The sequence below is a fragment of the Cohnella rhizoplanae genome (assembly GCF_948329515.1).
GTDB lineage: Bacteria > Bacillota > Bacilli > Paenibacillales > Paenibacillaceae > Cohnella > Cohnella rhizoplanae.
On the sequence record NZ_CAOJCN010000040.1, the window covers coordinates 1 to 19,963 of the forward strand.

Here is a 19,963-nt window from a genome sequence, read left to right on the forward strand (position 1 = left end):
GCCCGCATTTCCGCCGAGATAATGCCCAAATGTAACTAACGTCGCCCGCCGCCTCGCATTGCCGCCGAGTTAGTGCCCAAATGTAACTAACGTCGCCCGCCGCCTCGCATCATCCGCCGAGTTAGTGCCCAGATGCAACCAATGCCGCCCGCAGCCTCGCATAATCCGCCGAGATCGTGCCCCAATGTAACGATCTCCGCACCACAGCCTAGCAAGCCGTCCATTCATTGCCGAATTCAACTTGAAGCCTTATACTCTGAACAAACGGTAGCTTCCACCGCCGCCGCCGACACCTTTTTTACATAAGGAGACGTTGCCCGAATGAGCCAACCCGATGCGCGATCGCGCGCTTCCAGTTCCATGATCTCGATACACGGCACGTCAGCCAAGGCAATCGCGATTACCTTCGACGATGGACCGAATCCCGAGTTTACGCCGCAGATGCTGAATATCTTCAGCGAAGAGGGAGGCCGGGCGACGTTCTACATGACCGGCGATCAGATCGAACGTTACCCCGACACGGCGAGGCTCGTGCACGCCGCGGGCCATGAGATCGGCAATCATTCGTACTCGCATCCCCATCTGACCGAGTTGGAGGAGGAAGCGATCAGGGCGGAGTTGGTCCGTACGAGCGATATCATTCGAGAAACGGTTGGCGTACTCCCCGCGACGTTCCGCCCGCCTTACCTCGCGACGGACGCGCAGGTCGAACGCATCGCGCACGATCTCGGCCTTGCCGTCATCGGCGGCGTGAACGGAGCGGCACGGGATTGGGATATGCCCGGCGCGAAACATATTCTGGAGGCCTCGCTTGCGGTGACGGAGCCGGGCAGCATCCTCGTGTTCCACGACGGACATGGCGACCGGTCTCAGACGGTCGAGGCGGTGCGCGAGCTCGTGCGGGCGCTGAAAAAAGAAGGCTACAGCTTCGTGACCGCCAGCGAGCTGCTGCAGATGGATTGAGCGAACAAATAGAAAAAACCTTGCGAGAGACGCAAAGCCGAAACGGAAGTCCGCTTCGTTTCGCTTTGCCTCCTGCAAGGCTTTTTTGCGTTACACGCCCGAGTAAGCCATAAACCCGCCGTCCACCGGAATGAAGGCGCCGGTGACGAAGCCCGACGCCGCGTCGTCGACGAGCCAGAGCAGCGTGCCGAGCAGATCCTCGGGCTGGCCGAACCTGCGCATCGGCGTGTGCGCGATGATCTTGCCCGACCGCTCCGTCAGCGTGCCGTCCGCGTTCTTCAGCAGGGCGCGGTTCTGCTCGGTCAGGAAGAAGCCCGGCGCGAGCGCGTTGACGCGGATGCCCGACTCGGCGAGGTGCACGGCGAGCCACTGCGTCCAGTTGTTGATGGCGGCCTTGGCCGCGCTGTAGGCAGGCACCTTGGTCATCGGCGACGGAGCGCTCATCGAGGAGATGTTCACGATGACGCCGCTGCCCCGCTCGGCCATCGACCTGCTGAAGATCTGGGACGGGATGAGCGTCCCCATCAAGTTCAGGTCCAGCACGCCGCGGAAGCCGTCGGCGCTCAGGTCGAAGAACGTCGTCACGCCTTCGCGTCCGAGGTCCTCGGATCTGAAGATCTCGCCCGTCGTATTGGCGCTCGGGTGATTGCCGCCCGCCCCGTTAATCAGAATGTCGCAGGGACCCAGCTCGCGCGAGACGACGGCCTCGGCTTCGCGGACGCTGTCCGGGTTCGTGGCGTCGCAGGCGACGGCGATCGCCGTGCCGCCTGAAGCCCGAATCTCGTTTGCCACTTGCTCGCCTTTCTCGACCGTCCGGTTCAGGACGGCGACCTTCGCGCCTTGTCGGCCGAGCTCCTTGGCCATCACGCGGCACAGGACGCCCGAACCGCCGGTGATGACGGCCACCTTCCCCGCCAGCGATTCATGGATCGGTAGTCGGTTCATACTCATACGGCAGCCTCCTGGGTCCGGGCGTCGGACGCCGCGCGTGCCGCCGCATCCCAGAGGCCCCAGAGATACATGATGCCGAGCGCGCGATCGTACAGTCCGTACCCGGGGCGGCATACCTCGCCCCATAGATGACGCCCGTGGTCGGGACGCGCGTACCCGGTGAAGCCCACGTCATGGTAGGCCTTCACGATGCCGGCGATATCGACCGACCCGTCCTGCGTCCGGTGGGAGGTCTCGATGAAGTCGCCGTTTTCGTACACGCGCACGTTCCGGATATGCGCGAACGGAATCCGGTCCGCGAATTCGCGGATCATCGCAACGATATCGTTGGCCGGATTCGCGCCGAGCGAGCCGCTGCACAGCGTGATGCCGTTGTACGGGCTGTCGTGCAACGCGAGGAAGCGGCGGAAGTTGGCCTGGCTCGTCATGATGCGCGGGAGACCGAAGATCGGCCACGGCGGATCGTCCGGGTGGATGGCCATCTTAATGCCGCTCCGGGCGGCGACCGGGATGACCTCGTCCAGGAAGTAACGCACGTTTTCCCAGAGATCTTCCTCGGTTACGTTCTTATAAGCTTCGAACAATGCGGTCAGATGCGCGAGCCGCTCCGGCTCCCAGCCGGGCATCGTGAGCTCCGAGTTCTCGTTGATCTGGCGGACCAGCTCCAAGGGATCGATATTGTCGATCCGGCTTTTCTCATAGAAGAGGGCGGTGGAGCCGTCTTCCATCTCCTTGTGCAGATCGGTCCGCAGCCAGTCGAATACGGGCATGAAGTTATAGCAGACGACCTTCACGCCGACCTGGCCCAGCTTCTCCAAGGTGCGCTTGTAGTTCTCGATGTAGCGGTCCCGGCTAGGAAGCCCCAGCTTGATGTCCTCGTGAATGTTCACGCTTTCAACCACGTCGATGTTCAGTCCTGCCGCATGCGCCTCGTCTCTCAGCGCCACGATCTTGTCCATGGGCCATTCCTCGCCGGCGGGCATGTCGTGCAGCGACCATACGATGCCCTCGACGCCGGGAATCTGCCGGATCTGTTCGAGCGAGATCGTGTCGTTGCCCGTGCCGAACCATCGGAACGTCATTCTCATGGCTTGCCGTCTCCTCCCGATATGAAATATTGCGGATACTTGTCCATCAGCTGCGCCAGATCGCGTACGCCGAGCTGCAGATGCTCCTGCATGACGCGCTCCGCCCGATCGGCATCGCCGGCCTTGACGGCTTGATAGATCGCCTCGTGCTGTTCGTGCAGATGCTCCCAATGGCGATCCGCTACCAGCCGCAGCATCCGGCTGCGATTCAGATGGACGTTCATCTGCCCGATGGCGCGCCACGTATTGAGCTTCCCGCAGCCCTCGAACAGAATCCGGTGGTAGGCTTCGTCCAGCTCGAACAGCCTGCGGTCGTCCGCGCGCTCGATGCTCTTCAGCTGCAGGGCGAGATTGTCCTCGAGCGCGTGCAGCTGCTCAGCGGGAAAATGCGCGCTGGCGAGGCGGACGACGGCCCGCTCGAGATGCTCGCGCATGAAGCGGGCTTCCTCGACCAACGCCGGATCGATGAGCGAGACGAACGTTCCCCGCTGCGGCAGCACCTGGACGAGACCCTCCTGGGCGAGTCGCACGAAGCTCTCGCGCACCGGCGTCCGGCTGACCCCCAGGACGAGCGACGATTCCTTCTCGGAGAGGGCGGTGCCGGGTGCCAGCTCTAGGTTCAGAATCTGTTCCTTCAGCTTGGCGTAGACCGTCTCCCGGGCCGAAGGCTCCTGGGCGCGTCCGTTCGTATACATGGCAGCATGCCTCCTTCCGGGCTTACAATTCTCATCCTACCATACTTGTATGGTAGTGTGGTAGCCTCATTTTGAAGCGGCTGTTCGGACAGAATAAAATCGCCCTTCCTCATTCGCAAGGAATGAAGCAGGGCGTCTGCCGACGATGCCGGTATATCCATTCAGACCTGCCGATCCGCCTTGCGCAGCGGCCAGAACAGCACGTCCAACCGGTCGGTGTACGTGAGCAGCTGCGCATCGCCGGGCAGCCGGATGCCAAGGGGATCCGTCATCGTGTTGACCGCGACGGAGAGGCTCGCTTCCCGCAGCGGCCATGGCCGATGGTGGATGTCGACCGTCAGCAGCTCGCCGCTCTTCCCCGTCGTGTACAGGCAATACCGTTCCGTCAGCCAGTGCAGGAGGCTGCCGGGCGCCGCATGCAACAGCCTGTTGCTCTCCGCCCTGTATGCGGCGTGGAAGGCGGCGGGACCGCCTCTGCGATCCTCGCGCTTGCTGCGGTAGCGGATCGTCCCGCCCTGTTCGGCTACGTCCATGCCCGCGTTCATGTACGGCAGTCTCAGCCGTCTGGCCGCTTCGACGGAGAGCCGGCTCGACGCGTCCAGGCTGAAAAAATAAATGCCGGGCCTGCCCCCGCAGACGACATAGGTCCGCACGTTCAGCTCGGGGAAACGGCTGGCGAACGGAATCGGAGGCAGGCCGCGAATCCGCTGTCCGTTCACGCGAAACGGGGAGATGGTCAGCCAGGGCGTTCCTTCGCGCAAATCGAGGGCGAGTCCCTTCGGAATCAGTGGCGCGATCTCGCTGGAGCTCACCGGCCAATGCGCGAACAACAGATGGTTCCACACTTGTTTCATGAGCCATGGACCATCGGGCAGGGGGAATGGTCTGTGGTCTTTTAATTTTAGGATGTCATGCGGCTTCAAAGATAACGCCTCCGGTTCTTATACCTTGTGCTTGCGGCGAGTCATTCATGAGTATGTACCCACAATGCGCGTTTCGTTGATTCAGGGCTGCGCTTCGCGACCGGCGGACTCATAATTTTTCCCGGCGCCGGGAAGCGTAAGCTGGATAACAACGACGCACAACCAACGGGAGAAACGCGATATGTCCGAAAACAGTCAAAAGTCTTCAGCCGAACACAAGTTAAGGTGGTGGCAGCTCAGCCTGCTGGGCGTGGCCTGTACCGTCGGCACCGGTTTCTTTCTGGCGTCCAGACTCGCGATCGAGGTCGGGGGTCCCGCGATCCTGGTGGATTATCTGCTGGCGGCGCTCGCGGCTTACCTGGTATTCGACAAGCTGGCGCGGATGACGGCGCAGACGCCGATGGAGGGCTCGTTCAGATCGTATGCGAAAAAAGCGTACGGAAGTTGGGCGGGCTTCAGCAGCGGATGGATGTACTGGTCGTCGGAGCTGCTGATCATGGGGAGCCAGCTGACGGCGCTGTCGCTGTTCTCGCAGTTCTGGTTTCCGAAGGTGCCGATGTGGTGTTTCGCGGCGGGATACGGCGTTTTGGGGCTGCTCATCATTTTCTGGGGAACGAAGGGCTTCGAGCGGATGGAAAACATATTCGCCGTCACGAAGATCGCCGCCGTCGTCATGTTCCTCGTGATCGGAACCCTGGTGCTGTCGGGCGTCCTGAAGACGGACAAGCACGGTCCCGCCGTGCCGACCAGCTGGTTCCCCGAAGGCCCGATGGGCGTGTGGTCCGCGATGATCTTCGCGTTTTACGCCTTCGGCGGACTTGAAGTGATCGGGCTTATGGCCGTAAGGTTGAAGAAGCCCGAAGAAGCGCCCAAAGCGGGCACCGTCATGCTGCTGCTGCTCACTACGCTGTACGTCGTATCGCTCGGTTTCGTGCTCTTGCTCGAGCCCTGGAAGTCGTTCACGGGCGACAGGAGTCCGTTCGTCATCGCGCTGGCCGACTACAAGCTGCCGTTCGTCCCGCATCTGTTCAACGCGATCCTGATCATCGCGGGCTTCTCCACGATGACGGCCTCGATGTTCGCCGTGACGGCGATGATCGTGACGCTGGCCAAGGACAAGGACGCGCCGCCGCTGTTCGCCGCCAAGGCGGACAAGGGGAGGAAGGGACGCCTGCCGGCGATCGGGCTCACCGCAGGAGGGATGACGGCATCGGTCGTCTTCGCCTTGCTCATGCCGAAGAGCGTCTACGAATACATCACGACGGCAGCCGGACTGCTGCTGCTGTACAACTGGCTGTTCATCCTGCTGACGTCGGGCCGGCTGCTGGAGCTAGGCGCCTGGGGCAAGACCAAGCAGATCGCGGGCATCGGATTAATCGCGCTCGCGGTGTCGGGCACGTGGTTCCACAAGCTAAGCCGTCCCGGCTTCTTCATCAGTCTGGGCTTCGTCGCGGTGATCGGGATCGTCACGCTCATCATGCGGCGGCAGTGGAACAAGCAGGACGGGGGACAGAAGGCCGGCAAAAGGAAGAAGCTAACCGAACAGGGCGTGGTACGCTTCGAGCCCGAAGTACGCGCCGAATCCGATCAGCGACAAGCCGGACGCAATCGATATCGCGGCAAGGAGCCTGGCCGTTAGCAGATGCCTGAAGGAGCTCGCGAGCACCGCCATGAACACGTCCCAGAGCATGATGCCCGCCAGTACGGCCGCGCTGTACAGCAGGACCTCCCGGGCTTCGTACTTGGCGATCATGTCGGCGAGCATCGAGCCGTAGATGCCGAGCCAGAATAGAATGGACAGCGGATTGAACAACGACATGAAGAAGCCTGCGGCGAACGACTTCACCGCGGCTTCTTTTTGTTGCCCTTGCCGCAAGGCCGTCTGCCTGGCGTTCAGAATACTCTCGACGCCGAGAAAGGTCAGCACGAAAAAGCCGAAAACCCATAAAAGGGTCTGCATGAACGGAATGCCGAGGAAGTGGATGACGCCGAAAAAGACGAGCAGCATGAAGATCCCGTCCGCGCACAGGGCGCCGAGGCCCACGAGCCAGGCGTGGAAAAAACCGCTGCGGATGCCCCGTTCCATCTGCGCCGCGTTGATCGGTCCGATGGGGGCGGCCAGCGACAGTCCCAGCAGCATATGGCTAATCAATAGATTCATGGATTCGGCCTCCGGATCGATATACTTGTCTACCTTGTACAACCTATGACTCAGATGCGCGCGCTAGCACGGGACGTGTAAATATATCCGCTTTCCCGTAAAAAGCTAAGATATGCTCATTGCGGATTGCGGGCTTCGAGGGTATGCTTTTCTGACGAATGTCCGCATCGGACGATAGCGGGTTCATGGGAAAGGGGAGACCCTCATGCTGGCTCTGATCGTAGACGACGAACTGGAGATTAGGGAAGGACTGCGCACGAAAATCCCATGGGCCGACTACGGGGTGGAAGAGACGGCCGTCGCGGACGACGGCGACACGGCGCTGGCCATCGCCCGGGCGCGCATGCCGGATCTCGTCGTGACGGATATCCGGATGAACCGCATGTCGGGACTCGAGCTGCTCGAGCGCCTGTCCGCCGAGCGTCCCGAAGGATGGAAAGGGATCGTCATCAGCGGATACGACGATTTCGACATCGTCCGGCAAGCCATGAAGCTGGGCGCGATGGACTATATTCTCAAGCCGATCAACACCGATGAGCTCGGCGAGATCTTGACCCGGACGATCGGCCAGCTGCGCAAGGAGCGGATCGAGCGCGAGCGCCAGAGCCGGCTGCAGAGCCATCTGACGTCCGCCTTGCCCAAGATGCGCGACGAGGTCATGCGGGAGCTGATCGAGTTGACATACGATCCTTACCGCGAGACGCGGATCGTGCACAAGCTGAAGACCCTGGAGCTCGATTGGCTGCTGAGAGGCAATCTGGCGCTTCTGCTCGTCGAGGTGGACGACCTGAAGTCGATCGAGAAGCGGGACGGCTCGCGGCTGGAAAAGGAACTGATCCTGTTCGGCATCGGCAACGTCGCCAAGCAGACGCTCGAGGAGGATACGCCGCTTGCGTCCGTCCTCGTTCCGGATCACAGGGATAGATGGGCGATCGTGCTGGAATGTCCGGAGAACGGACGACTCGATGCTTGCAAGGAGCTGGGCGCGCTGCTGATCGACCGGGTGAACCGGTACGTCAAGGTCAACGTCAGCGTCGCGGTCAGTTCGGGCTGCGGTGACACGACCCGCCTGCACGCGCTGTATCAGGAAGCCGAGGATATTCTCATGCAGAAAGCCGTCTACGGCGGCAACCGCATGCTGACGAGTCTGGGCTGGGAGAACGAAGCCGAACGGGACGTGCCGTCGATCGCGCAGACCGACGAGGCGCTGGATCTCGTCCGGTACGGCACGGACGAGGATATCCGCACGGCGATGGACCGGTTCGTCGAGATGGTGAAGTGCTGGGGCGCGGGCCACATCCGCGATACGCAGCAGCGGATCTTCGAATGGCTGCTGAGCCTGTTCAAGAAAGCTGCGGCGTTCGGCTGGACCGACCGGACCTGGGAGCGCAACCCGGTCATCGTCTGGGAGCGGCTGGAGAAATTCGATACGCTGGAGTCCCTGAGGGAGCAGTCCGAGCAGATCCTGCTCTCCATCGCCGAGGACTTCCGCAGCCATGCCGCGCCGCCGAGCCAGATCATCCAGGAGGCGGACAAGTTCATCCGCGCGCACTACGCGGAGAGCCTTACGCTGCCCAGCGTGTCCGCGGCGGTGCATGTCACCCCGGTATGGCTTAGCAAGCTGTTCAAAAAGGAAATGCACAAAACCTTTCTCGAGCACTTGACCGACATCCGCATGGAGAAGGCGAAGCGGATGCTGGTAGACGTACAGTATAAGATATACGAGATTTCCTCGAGCGTCGGCTACAAGGATCCCGTGCATTTCACCAAGGTATTCAAGAGACATGCCGGGCTGACGCCCAAGGAATACCGCAGGCTGCAGGGGATCGCGGATGAGTAAAGCGATCTCGCTGCGGCTGGCCTCGTCGCTCCGCAACCGGATGATATTGATCTTCTTCATGATCATTGTCGTCCCTTTTTTATGGTTCGCCTATTACGCGCACGTCAAGTCGATCGAGGGCATCTCCAATGCGAATCTGTCGATGACGAACAACTATTTGCTCCAGGTACGCAAAAATTTTCAAATCTACCTCGGCGCGCTGAATGAGCAGGTCAACGACCTGATCGGGGACAAGCGCCTGCAGGATCTGCTCGAGCCGGCCGGTCGGGAGGCGGCCAGCGAGGAATCGTTTACGGTCGAATTGCTGACTTGGCTGTATCAGCGCACATCGGCCGTCGACGCCTTCCGGGTCGGCGTGTATCCCATCGACCCGACCCGTCATGCCGATTACCTCAGCACGATCGGCGAGCCCAACATCGGCGCGCAGGCGTGGTTTCGCGAATCGGCCGCCCGCGTCAGCCCTTCGTGGTACCTGAAGCTGCCGGAGAAAGGCAGGCTCGAGCGGCCGCTCCTCTCCTACGTGAAGCGCTTCTCGGGCCTCTACGATCAGACGCCGCGGGGAATCATCGCCACGGATATATCAGAGGATCAGTTCAAGCGGTTTTTCTCGCCCAGCGGCCAGATGATCGAGCAGCGGCTCCTGCTGCTGCGGGACGACGACGGCGTCGTGCTGTACGATTCGTTCGAAAACGGCTGGACCGGCACGGCGTTTCCCTCGTCCGGGTTCGTGGAGCAGTTCCGCGAGGGCAGCGAAGGCGAAAAAACGATCGAGCTCGGCGGCAACAAATACTTGGCCAGCTTCGTCCGCATGGACAACGAGCCGTGGGCGATCGTTAGCCTGACGCCGCTCAAGGATCTGACCGGGACGATCGACGAGATCAACCGGGTCATCGTATACTTCCTGATCGGCTATTTGATCTGCTGCGTGGGCGTCGTGCTGTACATTACCGCGGCTTTTACCCAGCCGATCGTGCGCCTGGTCCGTTATATGCGCAAGCTGGAGTCGGGCGATTATCAGCAGCAGATTCCACCGTCCCGCCGACAGGACGAGGTCGGGTGGCTGTACCGGGGCTTCAGCAGCCTGATCCGCAAGATCGAGGGACTGATCGGCGAGGCTTCCCGGGCGGAGCGCGACAAGAAGGAACTCGAGTTTCAAGTGCTGAGCCACCAGATCAATCCGCACTTTTTGTACAATACGCTGGAGTCGATACGCTGGAAGGCCGAGAAGCACGGTGCGGGCGAGGTCGCGAAGATGGTCGCCGCGCTCGGCAACCTGCTGCGTCTTAGCCTGAACCAGGGCAAGGAGATTACGACGCTCGGCAGGGAGCTGGAGCAGGTCAAGGCCTACGTCCAGATCGAGCAGGCCCGGATGGGCCGGCCGATCCGGATCCTGTACGGCATCGACGACGACATGAAGGACCTGCCGTTCCTGAGACTGCTTCTTCAGCCGCTGGTCGAGAACGCGATCCAGCACAGCATCCGCAACGATTTCGACAACGGGAAGATACTGCTCTCGGCCCGCCGGGAGGGCGGCGATATCGTGATGGATATCATCGACAACGGCGGCGGCATACCGCCCCAGACGCTGGCGAAGCTCGACATGGAGGAGCCGCCGGGCGGCCGCAGCTCGGAGAGCGCCAAGGGCGTCGGCCTGCGCAACGTCAACAACCGTCTGAAGCTCTACTTCGGCGACGGCTACCGGCTGCGCATCGAGACGGGGCCCGAGATGGGCACGAAGATCGCGCTGCGTCATCCCATATTGGACAAAGAAGAGAAGAGCCTGCCACAGAAGACCTAAAAAATCAAAGCGGACGGGAAGAAGCAGAATGGTTTACTGCTTTTTCCCGTTTTTTGTTTTCAGTCGATGGCTGTTTCTAGGAACCCTGAGCGACCATTCGGAAACGGCCGCATTGTCGGACCGCGCCGATCTTCGGTGCAAAGAGGCTCTATATAGAGCTACATAGCGGGACCGCACCGCTCATCGGGGTTTTTTGCGCATGAAGGGGCCCTGCTCCGATTAGGATAGGCAGCGACCTCAAAGGATAAGATCCGCTCATGGAACCGCATACAGCCCCCCTTTATCATAAAGGTATCCCGCTAAGAGAAAGGAACATCGCTTATGAAACGTCGAAACGGACTGGTCCGGGACCTCGCGCAGAACCATCAGCTGATCGTCATGTTCCTGCCCGTGGCGACGCTGCTGTTCTTGTTCTGCTACCTGCCGCTGTCCGGACTGATCATCCCCTTCAAGGACTTCGACTTCCAGAAGGGCATCTTCGGCAGCGACTGGATGGACCCGCTGTTCAACAACTTCGATTACCTGCTGTCCTCCGATGCCGCCGTCCGTGCCGTCCGCAACACCATCCTGCTTAACGTGCTCTTTATCGCCGTCGGTTTGGTGTTCGAGGTCGGCTTCGCGCTCATGCTGAACGAGCTTCGCAACAAGTACTTCAAGCGCGTCACCCAATCGCTCACCTTCCTGCCGTTCTTCATCTCCTGGATCGTCGTCGGCGTGTTCACCTACAACCTGCTCAATTATGAGACCGGCGCGGTCAACCGGTTTCTCGAATGGATCGGCGCAGGTCCCGTGGACTTCTACAGCGAGGCGGGGCTGTGGCCGCTCATCCTGACGCTGGCGATCCGGTGGAAGGTGACCGGCTACGGCACGATCATCTACCTGGCCGCCCTCACGTCCATCGACAACTCGTATTACGAGGCCGCCTCGATCGACGGCGCTTCGCGGTGGCAGCAGATCCGGTACATCAGCCTGCCGATGCTGCGGCCGACCGTCGTCATCCTGACCCTGCTGGCGATCGGACGGATCATGAACGCGGACTTCGGCATGTTCTACGCCATGGTCGGCGACGCGACGCTGCTGTTCCCCACTACCGACGTCATCGACACGCTCGTCTACCGCAGCCTGCGCCAGTCCGGCGATATCGGCATGGCTTCCGCCGCGGGATTCCTCCAATCCGTCGTCGCCTTCGTGCTCGTGCTGTCCAGCAACTACGCCGCCCGCAAGATCGACAGAGATTCGGCGATATTCTGACCCCATTATGACTACGCTGCTTCGGCAAGGAGGCTGATACTGATGCTTACCAGAAGATTCTCGCTCGGCCAGGCGGCGATCGGCACGATCGTCCTGCTGTTCAGCCTGGCGTGCCTGTTCCCCTTCATCATGGTCGTCTCCGGCTCGCTCAGCACGGAGAACGACATCGTCAACTACGGCTACGCGCTCATCCCGCGCCACGTGACGCTGAGCTCCTACAAGATCCTGCTGCTCGGCTCCAGCCGGATCGTCGACGCCTATATCATCAGCATTCTCGTCACCGTCATCGGCACCTTGCTCTCCATCATCGTGAACGGCATGGGCGGATACGTCATGGCGAGGCGTTCCTTCAAATACCGCAACGTGCTGTCCATCTACGTCATCATCACGATGCTGTTCAGCGGGGGGCTCGTGCCCTGGTACATTATCTGCGTCCGGTATCTCGATCTCAAGGACACGCTGTGGGCGATGATCCTGCCGCCGCTGGCGAACGCCTTCAACATGTTCCTCATCCGCAACTTCATGCTCGCCATACCGGAGGATCTGTACGAGTCGGCCAAAATGGACGGCGCCAGCGAATACCGGATTTTCTTCCGCCTCATCGCGCCGCTGTCCGTGCCGGTGCTCGCCACCGTCGGCCTGTTCGTCGCCTTGGGCTACTGGAACGACTGGTTCCTCGGCCTCATGTTCATCGACAAGCAGGAGCTTCAACCGCTGCAGCTGCTGCTGCGGACGCTCGTCTCCAACGTGGAGTTCCTCAAGAGCTCCAGCAACGCCGCGGCCATGCAGCAGATCTCGTCGACGATCCCATCCGAATCGATCAAGATGGCGCTCACGGTCATTACGATCGGCCCGATCATCTTCCTGTATCCGTTCGTGCAGCGCTACTTCGTGAAGGGTCTCATGGTAGGCGCGGTCAAAGGTTGACTATACCGGCTCCGGCCGTGATAGTATATATTTCACTATTAAAGGGAGAGGTTCACATGCGCAAGCGTAAATCGGCTACCGCGATATTGGCCGGGGTCATGCTGCTCGGCACGATGCTGTCGGCCTGCGGAGGCAACAACAATAACGGCACGGCGAGTCCGTCCGCTACGGGGTCGGCCGGCGCCAGCGCCAGTGCAAGCGGAGCGGCGAGTCCGAGCGCTACCGCCAAGGCCGAGGAAGAGATCACGCTGAAGTTCTATTTCGGCGGCGACAAGAAGGCGGCTACCGACGAGGTATGGTCCAAGATCAGCGACTATGTCAAGGACAAAGGCTTGAACGTCAAGTTCGACATCAATTTTATCCCTTTTAACGACTTCAAGGACAAGATGCTCGTCATGGCGGCCTCCGGCGACAACTGGGACCTGAACTTCGACGGCGACTGGCTGTCCTACAACCAGATGGCGGCCAAGGGCTCCTACATGGCGCTGAACGATCTGCTGCCGCAGTATGCGCCGAATCTGTACAAGAAGTACGAGGAGCAGGGCACGCTCGGCGCGGCGACGATCGACGGCCAGATCGTCGGCCTGCCGTGGACGATGAAGATGAACCAGCGTCAATTCGTCACCTGGCGCTCGGACCTCACCGAAAAGGCCGGCATCAACGTGGCCAAGGACTCGGTCAAGACGATCGAGGACACGGAGAACCTGCTGCGCGAGCTGCGCAAGGCCTACCCGAACATGAAGCTGAACCGCTCGGGGCCGCTGACGCTGATCAAGATCCGCGAAGAATGGATCGACCTAAATCAGCACGGACTCGGCTATTATCTGAGCGATCCGGCGATGAAGATCCAGCCGATCGAGCAGCAGCCGTTCTATAGGGAAGCCGCGGTCAAGGCGCGCCAGTGGTACGACGAGAAGCTCATCAACCGCGACGCGATGATCGACAAGACCGACGGGGCGGCCGAATGGCGCAACGGCAAAGCGGTGTTCACGCTGACCTCGCACGAATGGGTCAACGCCGATCCGGGCTTCTCCGATCCGTCGTTCAAGCTGGAGTCGTCGCTCATCTATCCCGACAAGAAGCAGGTCAACCGCACGCCGCTCGCCAACGTCGCCGCGATCAACCGCAACTCCAAGCATCCCGACCGGGTGCTGCGTTTCCTCGACATGATCGAGACGGACCGTACGCTGTACGATCTGGTCCAGTACGGCATCGAGGGCAAGACTTACAAGCTGGACGGCGACACGGCCGTCTACCCCGACGGCATGAGCACGACGACGAGCAACTACATGGAGTGGGGCGGTCAATGGGCGTTCTGGAAGCCGCAGTTCATGCGTCCGACGTCCACTTATCCCAAGGACTTCTGGCTGCACGAGGCAGAGTTCGCCAGCGAGCCGATCAACGTCAATTCTCCGCTCGACGGCTTGTTCGTCTCCGAGGAGCCGATGAAGAACGAGCTGGCCAAGCGCGACCAGGCGATCGAGGAATTCAACAAGCCGATCGAGTTCGGCACGGTGAAGGATCCGGACAAGGCGGTCGACGACTATATCGAACGGCAGAAGAAGAACGACCTCGACAAGATTCTCGCGGAAACGCAAAAGCAGGTCGACGCCTTCCTCGCATCCAAGAAGTAATACGCTTATAACGGCGGGAGCCCGCCTCGAGATCATCATAGCTGTCGATGATTCGCAGACGGGCTCCCTTTGCTTTGTCCAAAATAGGCATTGGAGGGATTGTTAATGCGAGGTTATACGAAAAGCGCGTGGCGCGCGTGGATGTCCGGGTTGTTGGCGATGCTGCTGCTCCTCGGCAGTTGGCCGGGACATTCGCCGGCCCCCGCGAGCGCGGCGGAGACGCCGGCGGAAAATGAAAGCGTTAGCATATCGCTCGGCGCCACGCCGGATGAGCAAGGCATATTGGCCAGGCCCGGGGATGGGTCGCCTGAAGGGCTCGTCACGGGCGAGTTGGATGGCCGCGCGTACTGGCAGACCAACAAATCCGCGGACGATGAGAGCAAGCGCATCTTATACTTTTACATGAACGTGGATGATAGCTACTCCGTCCATATGGCGGCATACGACGTTGAAGTGACGGTCGATTACTTCGACGACGGCAATGGCAAGCTGGTGCTGCAGTACGACGCGCAAGGCGAGGCCAACGGCTTCAAGGACGCGGCGCTGCTGAGCTATGGCGATACGGGCGCCTGGAAGACGCATACGTTCAAGCTGACCGACGCCAACTTCGCGAACCGGACCGGCGGCGCGGACTTCCGCCTCGGCATCGAAGGCGGCGGCGCGAGCTGGCAGACCAATGCGGAGCTAAAGCTCGCGAAGGTCACCGTCACCAAGACCTTGAAGGTATCAGCATCCGACGAGGCGAGCATCGCGCTCGGCGAGACGGCGATCGAGGACGGTATCACCGGCCGGGGCGGCGACAATGAGACCGGTCTTGTGAAGGGCGAGCTGGACGGCAAGGGCTATTGGAAAACGAACCGGGCCGCATCGGGCGACCGGACGCTGTACCTGTACATGAACGTGGACGACGCTTATTTGTTCGATAATGGGGACAAGGACGTCTATGTGACCGTCGAGTATCTGGACCAGGGCAGCGGCAGCTTCGTGCTGCAGTACGACGCGCTCTCGGCCGCGTTCAAGGACGCGCCGCTGTTCGCCTACGGCAACAGCGGGCAGTGGAAGACGAAGACGTTCAAGCTGATCGACGCGAAGTTCGCCAACCGGACCAACGGCTCGGACTTCCGCATCGGCATCAGCGGCGGCGGCAATCCGGAGAACAACCCGGATCTGACCGTGGCGCGCGTATCGGTCAAGAAGGTCGCGCGCACGTCGACGGATACGCAGACCCGGGTATACGATACGCAGTTCGCGACCGACGACGTCGTGATCGCGGACTTCAGCGTGCTCGACTTCGGCGCGAAGGCCGACGGCGCGAGCGACGATACCGCCGCGTTCCAGGCTGCGCTGGATGCGGCCGGCGGCAACGGGGGCGGCGTCGTATTCGCGCCGGCGGGCACCTATCGGATCAATGGGCATCTGAACGTGCCGACCGGCGTGACGCTGCGCGGCGACTGGATCAGCCCGGACGATGCGGACGGCCTGGTCCGGGGAACCATCCTGGCCGCGTACGGCGGACGGGGGCAGAGGGATGGCGAGAGCTTCATCCAGCTGCAGCCCGTGAGCGGCGTCACCAACCTGTCGGTGTGGTATCCCGAGCAGTCGCTCGCCGATCCGGCGGTCTACCCGTGGACCGTGGAGCAACTGCCGGGCGACAGCGCGACGATGAAGAACATCACCCTGGTCAATAGTTACGACGGCATCAAGATCGGACCGGAATGGAACGAGCTCCATTATGTGAAAAGCCTGTACGGCACCGTGCTGCATACCGGGATCTTCCTCGACTACACCACCGATATCGGGCGGCTCGAGGGCATCCGGCTGGCGCCGTCTTACTGGGCGGCGTCCGGCCTCGCCGGCGCCCCTGAAGCTGGACAGCTGCGCAGCTATACGACGGCGCATGCGGAAGGCATCGTTATGGGCCGCTCCGACTGGGAGTACATGTCGGACATCCGTCTGTCTGGATTTGACAACGGCATGCGGGTCACGACGCGCACGGGCTCCGCCGAGACGGCGAACGCGCAGCTGTACGACGTTCACGTCGAAGACAGCCGGATCGGGCTCAAGATCGAGGGCGTCAACGATTACGGGCTGCTCGTGACCGACAGCAGCTTCGCGGCGGGCGTCGGCGAATCGCCGGCCGCGATCTATGCGACCGCGGGCTTCCACTCGATCGCGCAGTTCCAGGGCGTCCACGTCGACGGCAGCGGCGGCAGCGCGGTCGTCAGCGAAGGCAGCGGCGTGCTGTCATTCGAGAATGCGACGTTCGCGGGCTGGGACGACGCGAACGGCCGCCATGCGATCGAGCTGGGCGGCGGGTCGCTCATCCTTGGGCAGTCGAGCTTCGCGAAGGCGGGGAAACAGGTGAAGCTGACGGGCGCAGCGCAATCGCTGAACGCGGTGAACGCGGGTCTGGAAGGCAGCCTGCAGGTGACGGACGAGAGCCGCGCGGCGGAAGTCAATGTCACGCAGGACGACCGGTACGCGCTGGACCGGCTGCCTGAGGAGATCGCGACGGACGCTGCGGTGCGGCCGAGGCCGGCTGGCCGGCAGCTGTTCGACGCGACCGCGGCGCCGTATCTCGCGGATCGCGGCGGCGTTGTGGATGCTTCGGCAGCGATACAGCAGGCTCTGGACGCGGCGGGCGACGCGGGCGGCGGCACCGTGTATTTGCCGGCGGGCAGCTATCGGGTTGATTCGCCGATCGCGGTGCCTGGAGGCGTCGAGCTGCGGGGCTCCTGGGACGTGCCGCATCATACGATCGGCGGCGGCACGGTCCTGTTCACCCGTTACGGCCAAGGCGCGCCGGAAGGGGCGACCGCGCTGATCACGCTGGCAGCATCCTCGGGCGTGCGCGGACTGTCCGTCTACTATGACGAGCAGGACTGGAACAACGTCAAGCCGTACGCCTGGACGATCCGGGGCGAAGGTCATGGCGTGTACGCGATCGACACGACTTTGATTAATTCCTATCAAGGCATCGACTTCGGCACCCACGATACGAGCGGGCATTATATCGACTACGTGGCGGGCTCGCCGCTCATGGAAGGCATCTATCTCGGCGGCGGCGCGAGTGGCGGCATCATGCGGAACGTCCAGTTCAACCCGCATTATTACGGACGCAACAACTACCCGAACCATCCGTCCACGGATGCCGACTTCGATAAGGTCTGGAGCTATCAAAAGGAGCATCTGGACGCGTTCCGCATCGGCCATGTCGACGGGGAGACGATCTTCAACACGTTCGTCTACGGCTCGCAGTACGGCATCCACTTCGCTGCGGAGAACGGCGGCGCTCCGGTCGCGACGATCCTCGGACACGGTACGGACGGGAGCAAGAAGGGGGTCTATCTGGAGGGCGCCGGCGAAGGCGGACTGACGTTCGTCAACACCGAGCTAGTGTCGATGAGCTCCACGGACAAGGTCTACATCACGCTAGAAGACGGCTTCGATGCCGAGGCGCGGTTTTTCAACACCTCGATGTGGGGCGACACGTCGCGCTCGGTCGATATCCGGTCGGGGCGGCTGCGGATGCAACAGAGCAACTTCACGACGGTCGGGGAGAAGGGGATCAATGCGCTCGGCGGCGACGTCGCGTTGTACGATTCGTACTTCCAGCAGCCGCGGACGACGCATGTCTACGCGGGGCCGGACATCGACCGCCTGACGATTACGAACAATCTGTTCAAAGGCGGCCTCCAGCTCGTGAACGAGGCGGGCGTCAAGGTCGGCGGCTCGAACCTCGTGCCGGTCGCGCTGCGGCTGGATCGGACGGCGCTCGATCCTGCGCATCCGGAGCGGACGAACGCGCGGCTCGTGCTGGCCAATGCGACCGATTCGGAGGCGCTGTCCGGCAAGCTTGAGCTCGTGCAGCCATCCGTCTATGCGGGGCTGCTTGGGCCGGTGCGGTTTGCAGGGATTGCCTATGGCGAGAGCGTGGGCATCGACCTGCCGTATCTGGCGGGCGCATCGCTGAAGTTCAAGGTGACGCTGGACGACGGCAGGACGTATCTGTCCTCGGTGAAGCTCGGGCAGACGTTCGCCGGGCCGGCGGAGGACGCGTCATCGGACGCGCCGCGCATCGACCTGTCCGCGCAGGACGAATACGCAGGCGGCGGACGCTCGGGCGCGGCCGATCTCAGCGCGGATGCGGGCGTCGCTTGGGATGACGACAAACTCTACTTTGACATCGACGTGCGCGACGATGTCCACGACCAGTCTTACGGCGGCGTCGATATCTGGCAGGGAGACAGTATCCAGCTCGGCATCGATCTGGACCGCGGCGACGGCGCGGGGAGCAAGCAGGTGAGCGAGCTCGGCTTTGCCTTGCGCGATGACGGCAGCGTCGTCAAGTGGCGTTGGAAGGCGCCGGAGGGCCTGCTGACCGGCGCGCTGGGCGAGAGCGTCGAGGCGACGGTGACGCGCGACGAGGAAGCGGGCGTGACGCGGTATGCGATCGCGATACCGCTGGCTCAGCTGCACGGCGCGGGCTATACGTTTGATCCTCAGGACGCGCTCGGGTTCACGCTGCTCATGAACGAGAACGACGGCAGCGGGCGCGAAGGCTACATGGAATACAACCAGGGCATCGGCGCGAGCAAGGACTTCACGCTGTTCGGCGACCTGTACCTGCTGGACGGCAGCTTCCTCGATTGGTCGCTGCCATCGGCCCGGGCGGCCGTCGCTGCGGCCAAGGTTGAGAAGGACGCGACGGCGATCGACGCGGCGGGCAACTTCGTGGCGCTGCTGCCGGAGGGCACGGATCGGACGGCGTTGGCAGCGGAGCTGGATGCGCTGGAGGAGGGTGGCGGGGGACCTACGCCAACGCCAACGCCGACGCCGACGCCGACGCCTGTGCAGAACGGGCCGACGCCCACGCCTACACCAACGCCTTCACCCGCAGCAGGCACGGTTACCCTGGCGCCGGCATCCTCGTTCGAGACAGCCAGCGGCCTTGTCAAGGCGTCCGTCGGCGATCATGAGCTGGCGCAGGCTTATGGCCAGGACGGCGTCAACACCGTCAAGATCGTCTTGTCCGCGGCTGCCGGGGCGACCGGATACGCGGTCGAGCTGCCTGCGGACGCGCTTGCAGGCGGCGGCGCCAACCGCCGGATCGAGCTATCGACGCCGCTTGGCAGCGTCGTGGTGGCCGGCGATATGCTGACCGCTGCAGGGCTGGCGAGCGTCAAGGGCGGCAAGGTGTCGTTCGTCATAAGCGAAGCGAATCGGGAGGCTTGGAGCGAGGAGCAGAAGACGCTTATCGGCGACCGTCCGGCAGTCGACCTGTACTTGGTGTCGGGGGGCGTACGGATCGACTGGAGCAATGGCAAGTCGCCGGCTATTGTCTCACTGCCTTATTCTCCGGCTGCTAACGAAATGGACCATCCGGAAAAACTGACGATCCGCTACATCGACGCGAAAGGGGTGGCGCATCCGGTCGTCAGCGGCCGATATGACGCGGCGCGCGGCGTCGTGATTTTCCGGACGACACATTTCAGCGCATACGCGGTAGCTTACGTCGACCGGAGCTTTGACGATCTCGGCAAGGCCGAATGGGCGCGCGAAGCCGTGGAGGCGCTGGCTGCGCGCGGCATCGTGGAGGGCCTCGGCGAGGGCGTCTATGATCCCGGTGCGCAGGTCAGCCGGGCCGACTTCCTGCTGCTGCTCGTGCGGCTGCTCGAGCTGAACGCTGGCGCGGGCGGCAACGGGGGAGACAGCGGCGACGGGGGTGACAG

At 62.2% G+C, this 19,963-nt stretch carries 13 protein-coding genes; 8 read left to right on the top strand and 5 right to left on the bottom strand.

What is annotated here, in order from left to right:
* The first annotated feature begins 321 nt into the window (after positions 1 to 321).
* Positions 322 to 963, top strand: a complete 642-nt coding sequence (locus PQG80_RS28015; RefSeq protein ID WP_271755131.1) for a polysaccharide deacetylase family protein — start codon at positions 322 to 324, stop codon at positions 961 to 963.
* Between the two features lie 90 nt (positions 964 to 1,053).
* Here PQG80_RS28015 and PQG80_RS28020 read toward each other — a convergent pair whose 3' ends face one another.
* From PQG80_RS28020 to PQG80_RS28035, 4 genes are all read right to left on the bottom strand, one after another.
* A complete protein-coding gene (locus PQG80_RS28020; RefSeq protein ID WP_271755145.1) occupies positions 1,054 to 1,908 on the bottom strand; it encodes an SDR family oxidoreductase in 855 nt (284 codons plus the stop codon).
* A 2-nt stretch (positions 1,909 to 1,910) separates the two neighbouring features.
* Complete coding sequence (gene uxuA / locus PQG80_RS28025) at positions 1,911 to 3,002, bottom strand: mannonate dehydratase (protein ID WP_271755132.1); 1,092 nt, start codon at positions 3,000 to 3,002, stop codon at positions 1,911 to 1,913.
* On the bottom strand, positions 2,999 to 3,697 hold the full coding sequence (locus PQG80_RS28030; RefSeq protein ID WP_271755133.1) for a GntR family transcriptional regulator: 699 nt from the start codon (positions 3,695 to 3,697) through the stop codon (positions 2,999 to 3,001). The genes uxuA and PQG80_RS28030 overlap by 4 nt, the downstream gene beginning before the upstream one ends.
* 161 nt (positions 3,698 to 3,858) lie before the next feature.
* Complete coding sequence (locus PQG80_RS28035; protein WP_271755134.1) at positions 3,859 to 4,551, bottom strand: YqjF family protein; 693 nt, start codon at positions 4,549 to 4,551, stop codon at positions 3,859 to 3,861.
* A 250-nt stretch (positions 4,552 to 4,801) separates the two neighbouring features.
* On the opposite strand from PQG80_RS28035, the gene PQG80_RS28040 reads away from it, so the two are divergent.
* On the top strand, positions 4,802 to 6,259 hold the full coding sequence (locus tag PQG80_RS28040; protein ID WP_271755135.1) for an amino acid permease: 1,458 nt from the start codon (positions 4,802 to 4,804) through the stop codon (positions 6,257 to 6,259).
* On the opposite strand, the gene PQG80_RS28045 is transcribed toward PQG80_RS28040, so the two are convergent.
* Complete coding sequence (locus tag PQG80_RS28045) at positions 6,155 to 6,781, bottom strand: LysE family transporter (RefSeq protein ID WP_271755136.1); 627 nt, start codon at positions 6,779 to 6,781, stop codon at positions 6,155 to 6,157. The two genes, PQG80_RS28040 and PQG80_RS28045, sit on opposite strands and share 105 nt — an antisense overlap.
* 205 nt (positions 6,782 to 6,986) lie before the next feature.
* Here PQG80_RS28045 and PQG80_RS28050 point away from each other — a divergent pair, with 205 nt between their 5' ends.
* From PQG80_RS28050 to PQG80_RS28075, 6 genes are all read left to right on the top strand, one after another.
* Positions 6,987 to 8,621: a response regulator gene (locus tag PQG80_RS28050; protein WP_271755137.1), complete on the top strand. Its 1,635-nt coding sequence runs from the start codon at positions 6,987 to 6,989 to the stop codon at positions 8,619 to 8,621.
* Positions 8,614 to 10,419, top strand: coding sequence for a cache domain-containing sensor histidine kinase (locus tag PQG80_RS28055; protein WP_271755138.1), 1,806 nt, complete (start codon positions 8,614 to 8,616; stop codon positions 10,417 to 10,419). Before PQG80_RS28050 ends, PQG80_RS28055 begins: the two co-directional genes overlap by 8 nt.
* A gap of 321 nt (positions 10,420 to 10,740) precedes the next feature.
* Complete coding sequence (locus PQG80_RS28060) at positions 10,741 to 11,670, top strand: ABC transporter permease (protein ID WP_271755139.1); 930 nt, start codon at positions 10,741 to 10,743, stop codon at positions 11,668 to 11,670.
* A gap of 42 nt (positions 11,671 to 11,712) precedes the next feature.
* Positions 11,713 to 12,597, top strand: a complete 885-nt coding sequence (locus PQG80_RS28065; RefSeq protein WP_271755141.1) for a carbohydrate ABC transporter permease — start codon at positions 11,713 to 11,715, stop codon at positions 12,595 to 12,597.
* Positions 12,598 to 12,653: 56 nt separating this feature from the next.
* Complete coding sequence (locus PQG80_RS28070; protein ID WP_271755142.1) at positions 12,654 to 14,231, top strand: extracellular solute-binding protein; 1,578 nt, start codon at positions 12,654 to 12,656, stop codon at positions 14,229 to 14,231.
* Positions 14,232 to 14,336: 105 nt separating this feature from the next.
* Positions 14,337 to 19,963 (top strand): glycosyl hydrolase family 28-related protein (locus PQG80_RS28075; RefSeq protein WP_271755143.1); only part of this gene is annotated, 5,627 nt, incomplete at its 3' end.

Bases quoted from the DNA above. Each gene is read 5' to 3' on its own strand.
- PQG80_RS28015 (WP_271755131.1), top strand. From the start codon at position 322: ATGAGCCAACCCGATGCGCGATCGCGCGCTTCCAGTTCCATGATCTCG.
- PQG80_RS28020 (WP_271755145.1), bottom strand. From the start codon at position 1,908: ATGAACCGACTACCGATCCATGAATCGCTGGCGGGGAAGGTGGCCGTC.
- uxuA (WP_271755132.1), bottom strand. From the start codon at position 3,002: ATGAGAATGACGTTCCGATGGTTCGGCACGGGCAACGACACGATCTCG.
- PQG80_RS28030 (WP_271755133.1), bottom strand. From the start codon at position 3,697: ATGTATACGAACGGACGCGCCCAGGAGCCTTCGGCCCGGGAGACGGTC.
- PQG80_RS28035 (WP_271755134.1), bottom strand. From the start codon at position 4,551: ATGAAACAAGTGTGGAACCATCTGTTGTTCGCGCATTGGCCGGTGAGC.
- PQG80_RS28040 (WP_271755135.1), top strand. From the start codon at position 4,802: ATGTCCGAAAACAGTCAAAAGTCTTCAGCCGAACACAAGTTAAGGTGG.
- PQG80_RS28045 (WP_271755136.1), bottom strand. From the start codon at position 6,781: ATGAATCTATTGATTAGCCATATGCTGCTGGGACTGTCGCTGGCCGCC.
- PQG80_RS28050 (WP_271755137.1), top strand. From the start codon at position 6,987: ATGCTGGCTCTGATCGTAGACGACGAACTGGAGATTAGGGAAGGACTG.
- PQG80_RS28055 (WP_271755138.1), top strand. From the start codon at position 8,614: ATGAGTAAAGCGATCTCGCTGCGGCTGGCCTCGTCGCTCCGCAACCGG.
- PQG80_RS28060 (WP_271755139.1), top strand. From the start codon at position 10,741: ATGAAACGTCGAAACGGACTGGTCCGGGACCTCGCGCAGAACCATCAG.
- PQG80_RS28065 (WP_271755141.1), top strand. From the start codon at position 11,713: ATGCTTACCAGAAGATTCTCGCTCGGCCAGGCGGCGATCGGCACGATC.
- PQG80_RS28070 (WP_271755142.1), top strand. From the start codon at position 12,654: ATGCGCAAGCGTAAATCGGCTACCGCGATATTGGCCGGGGTCATGCTG.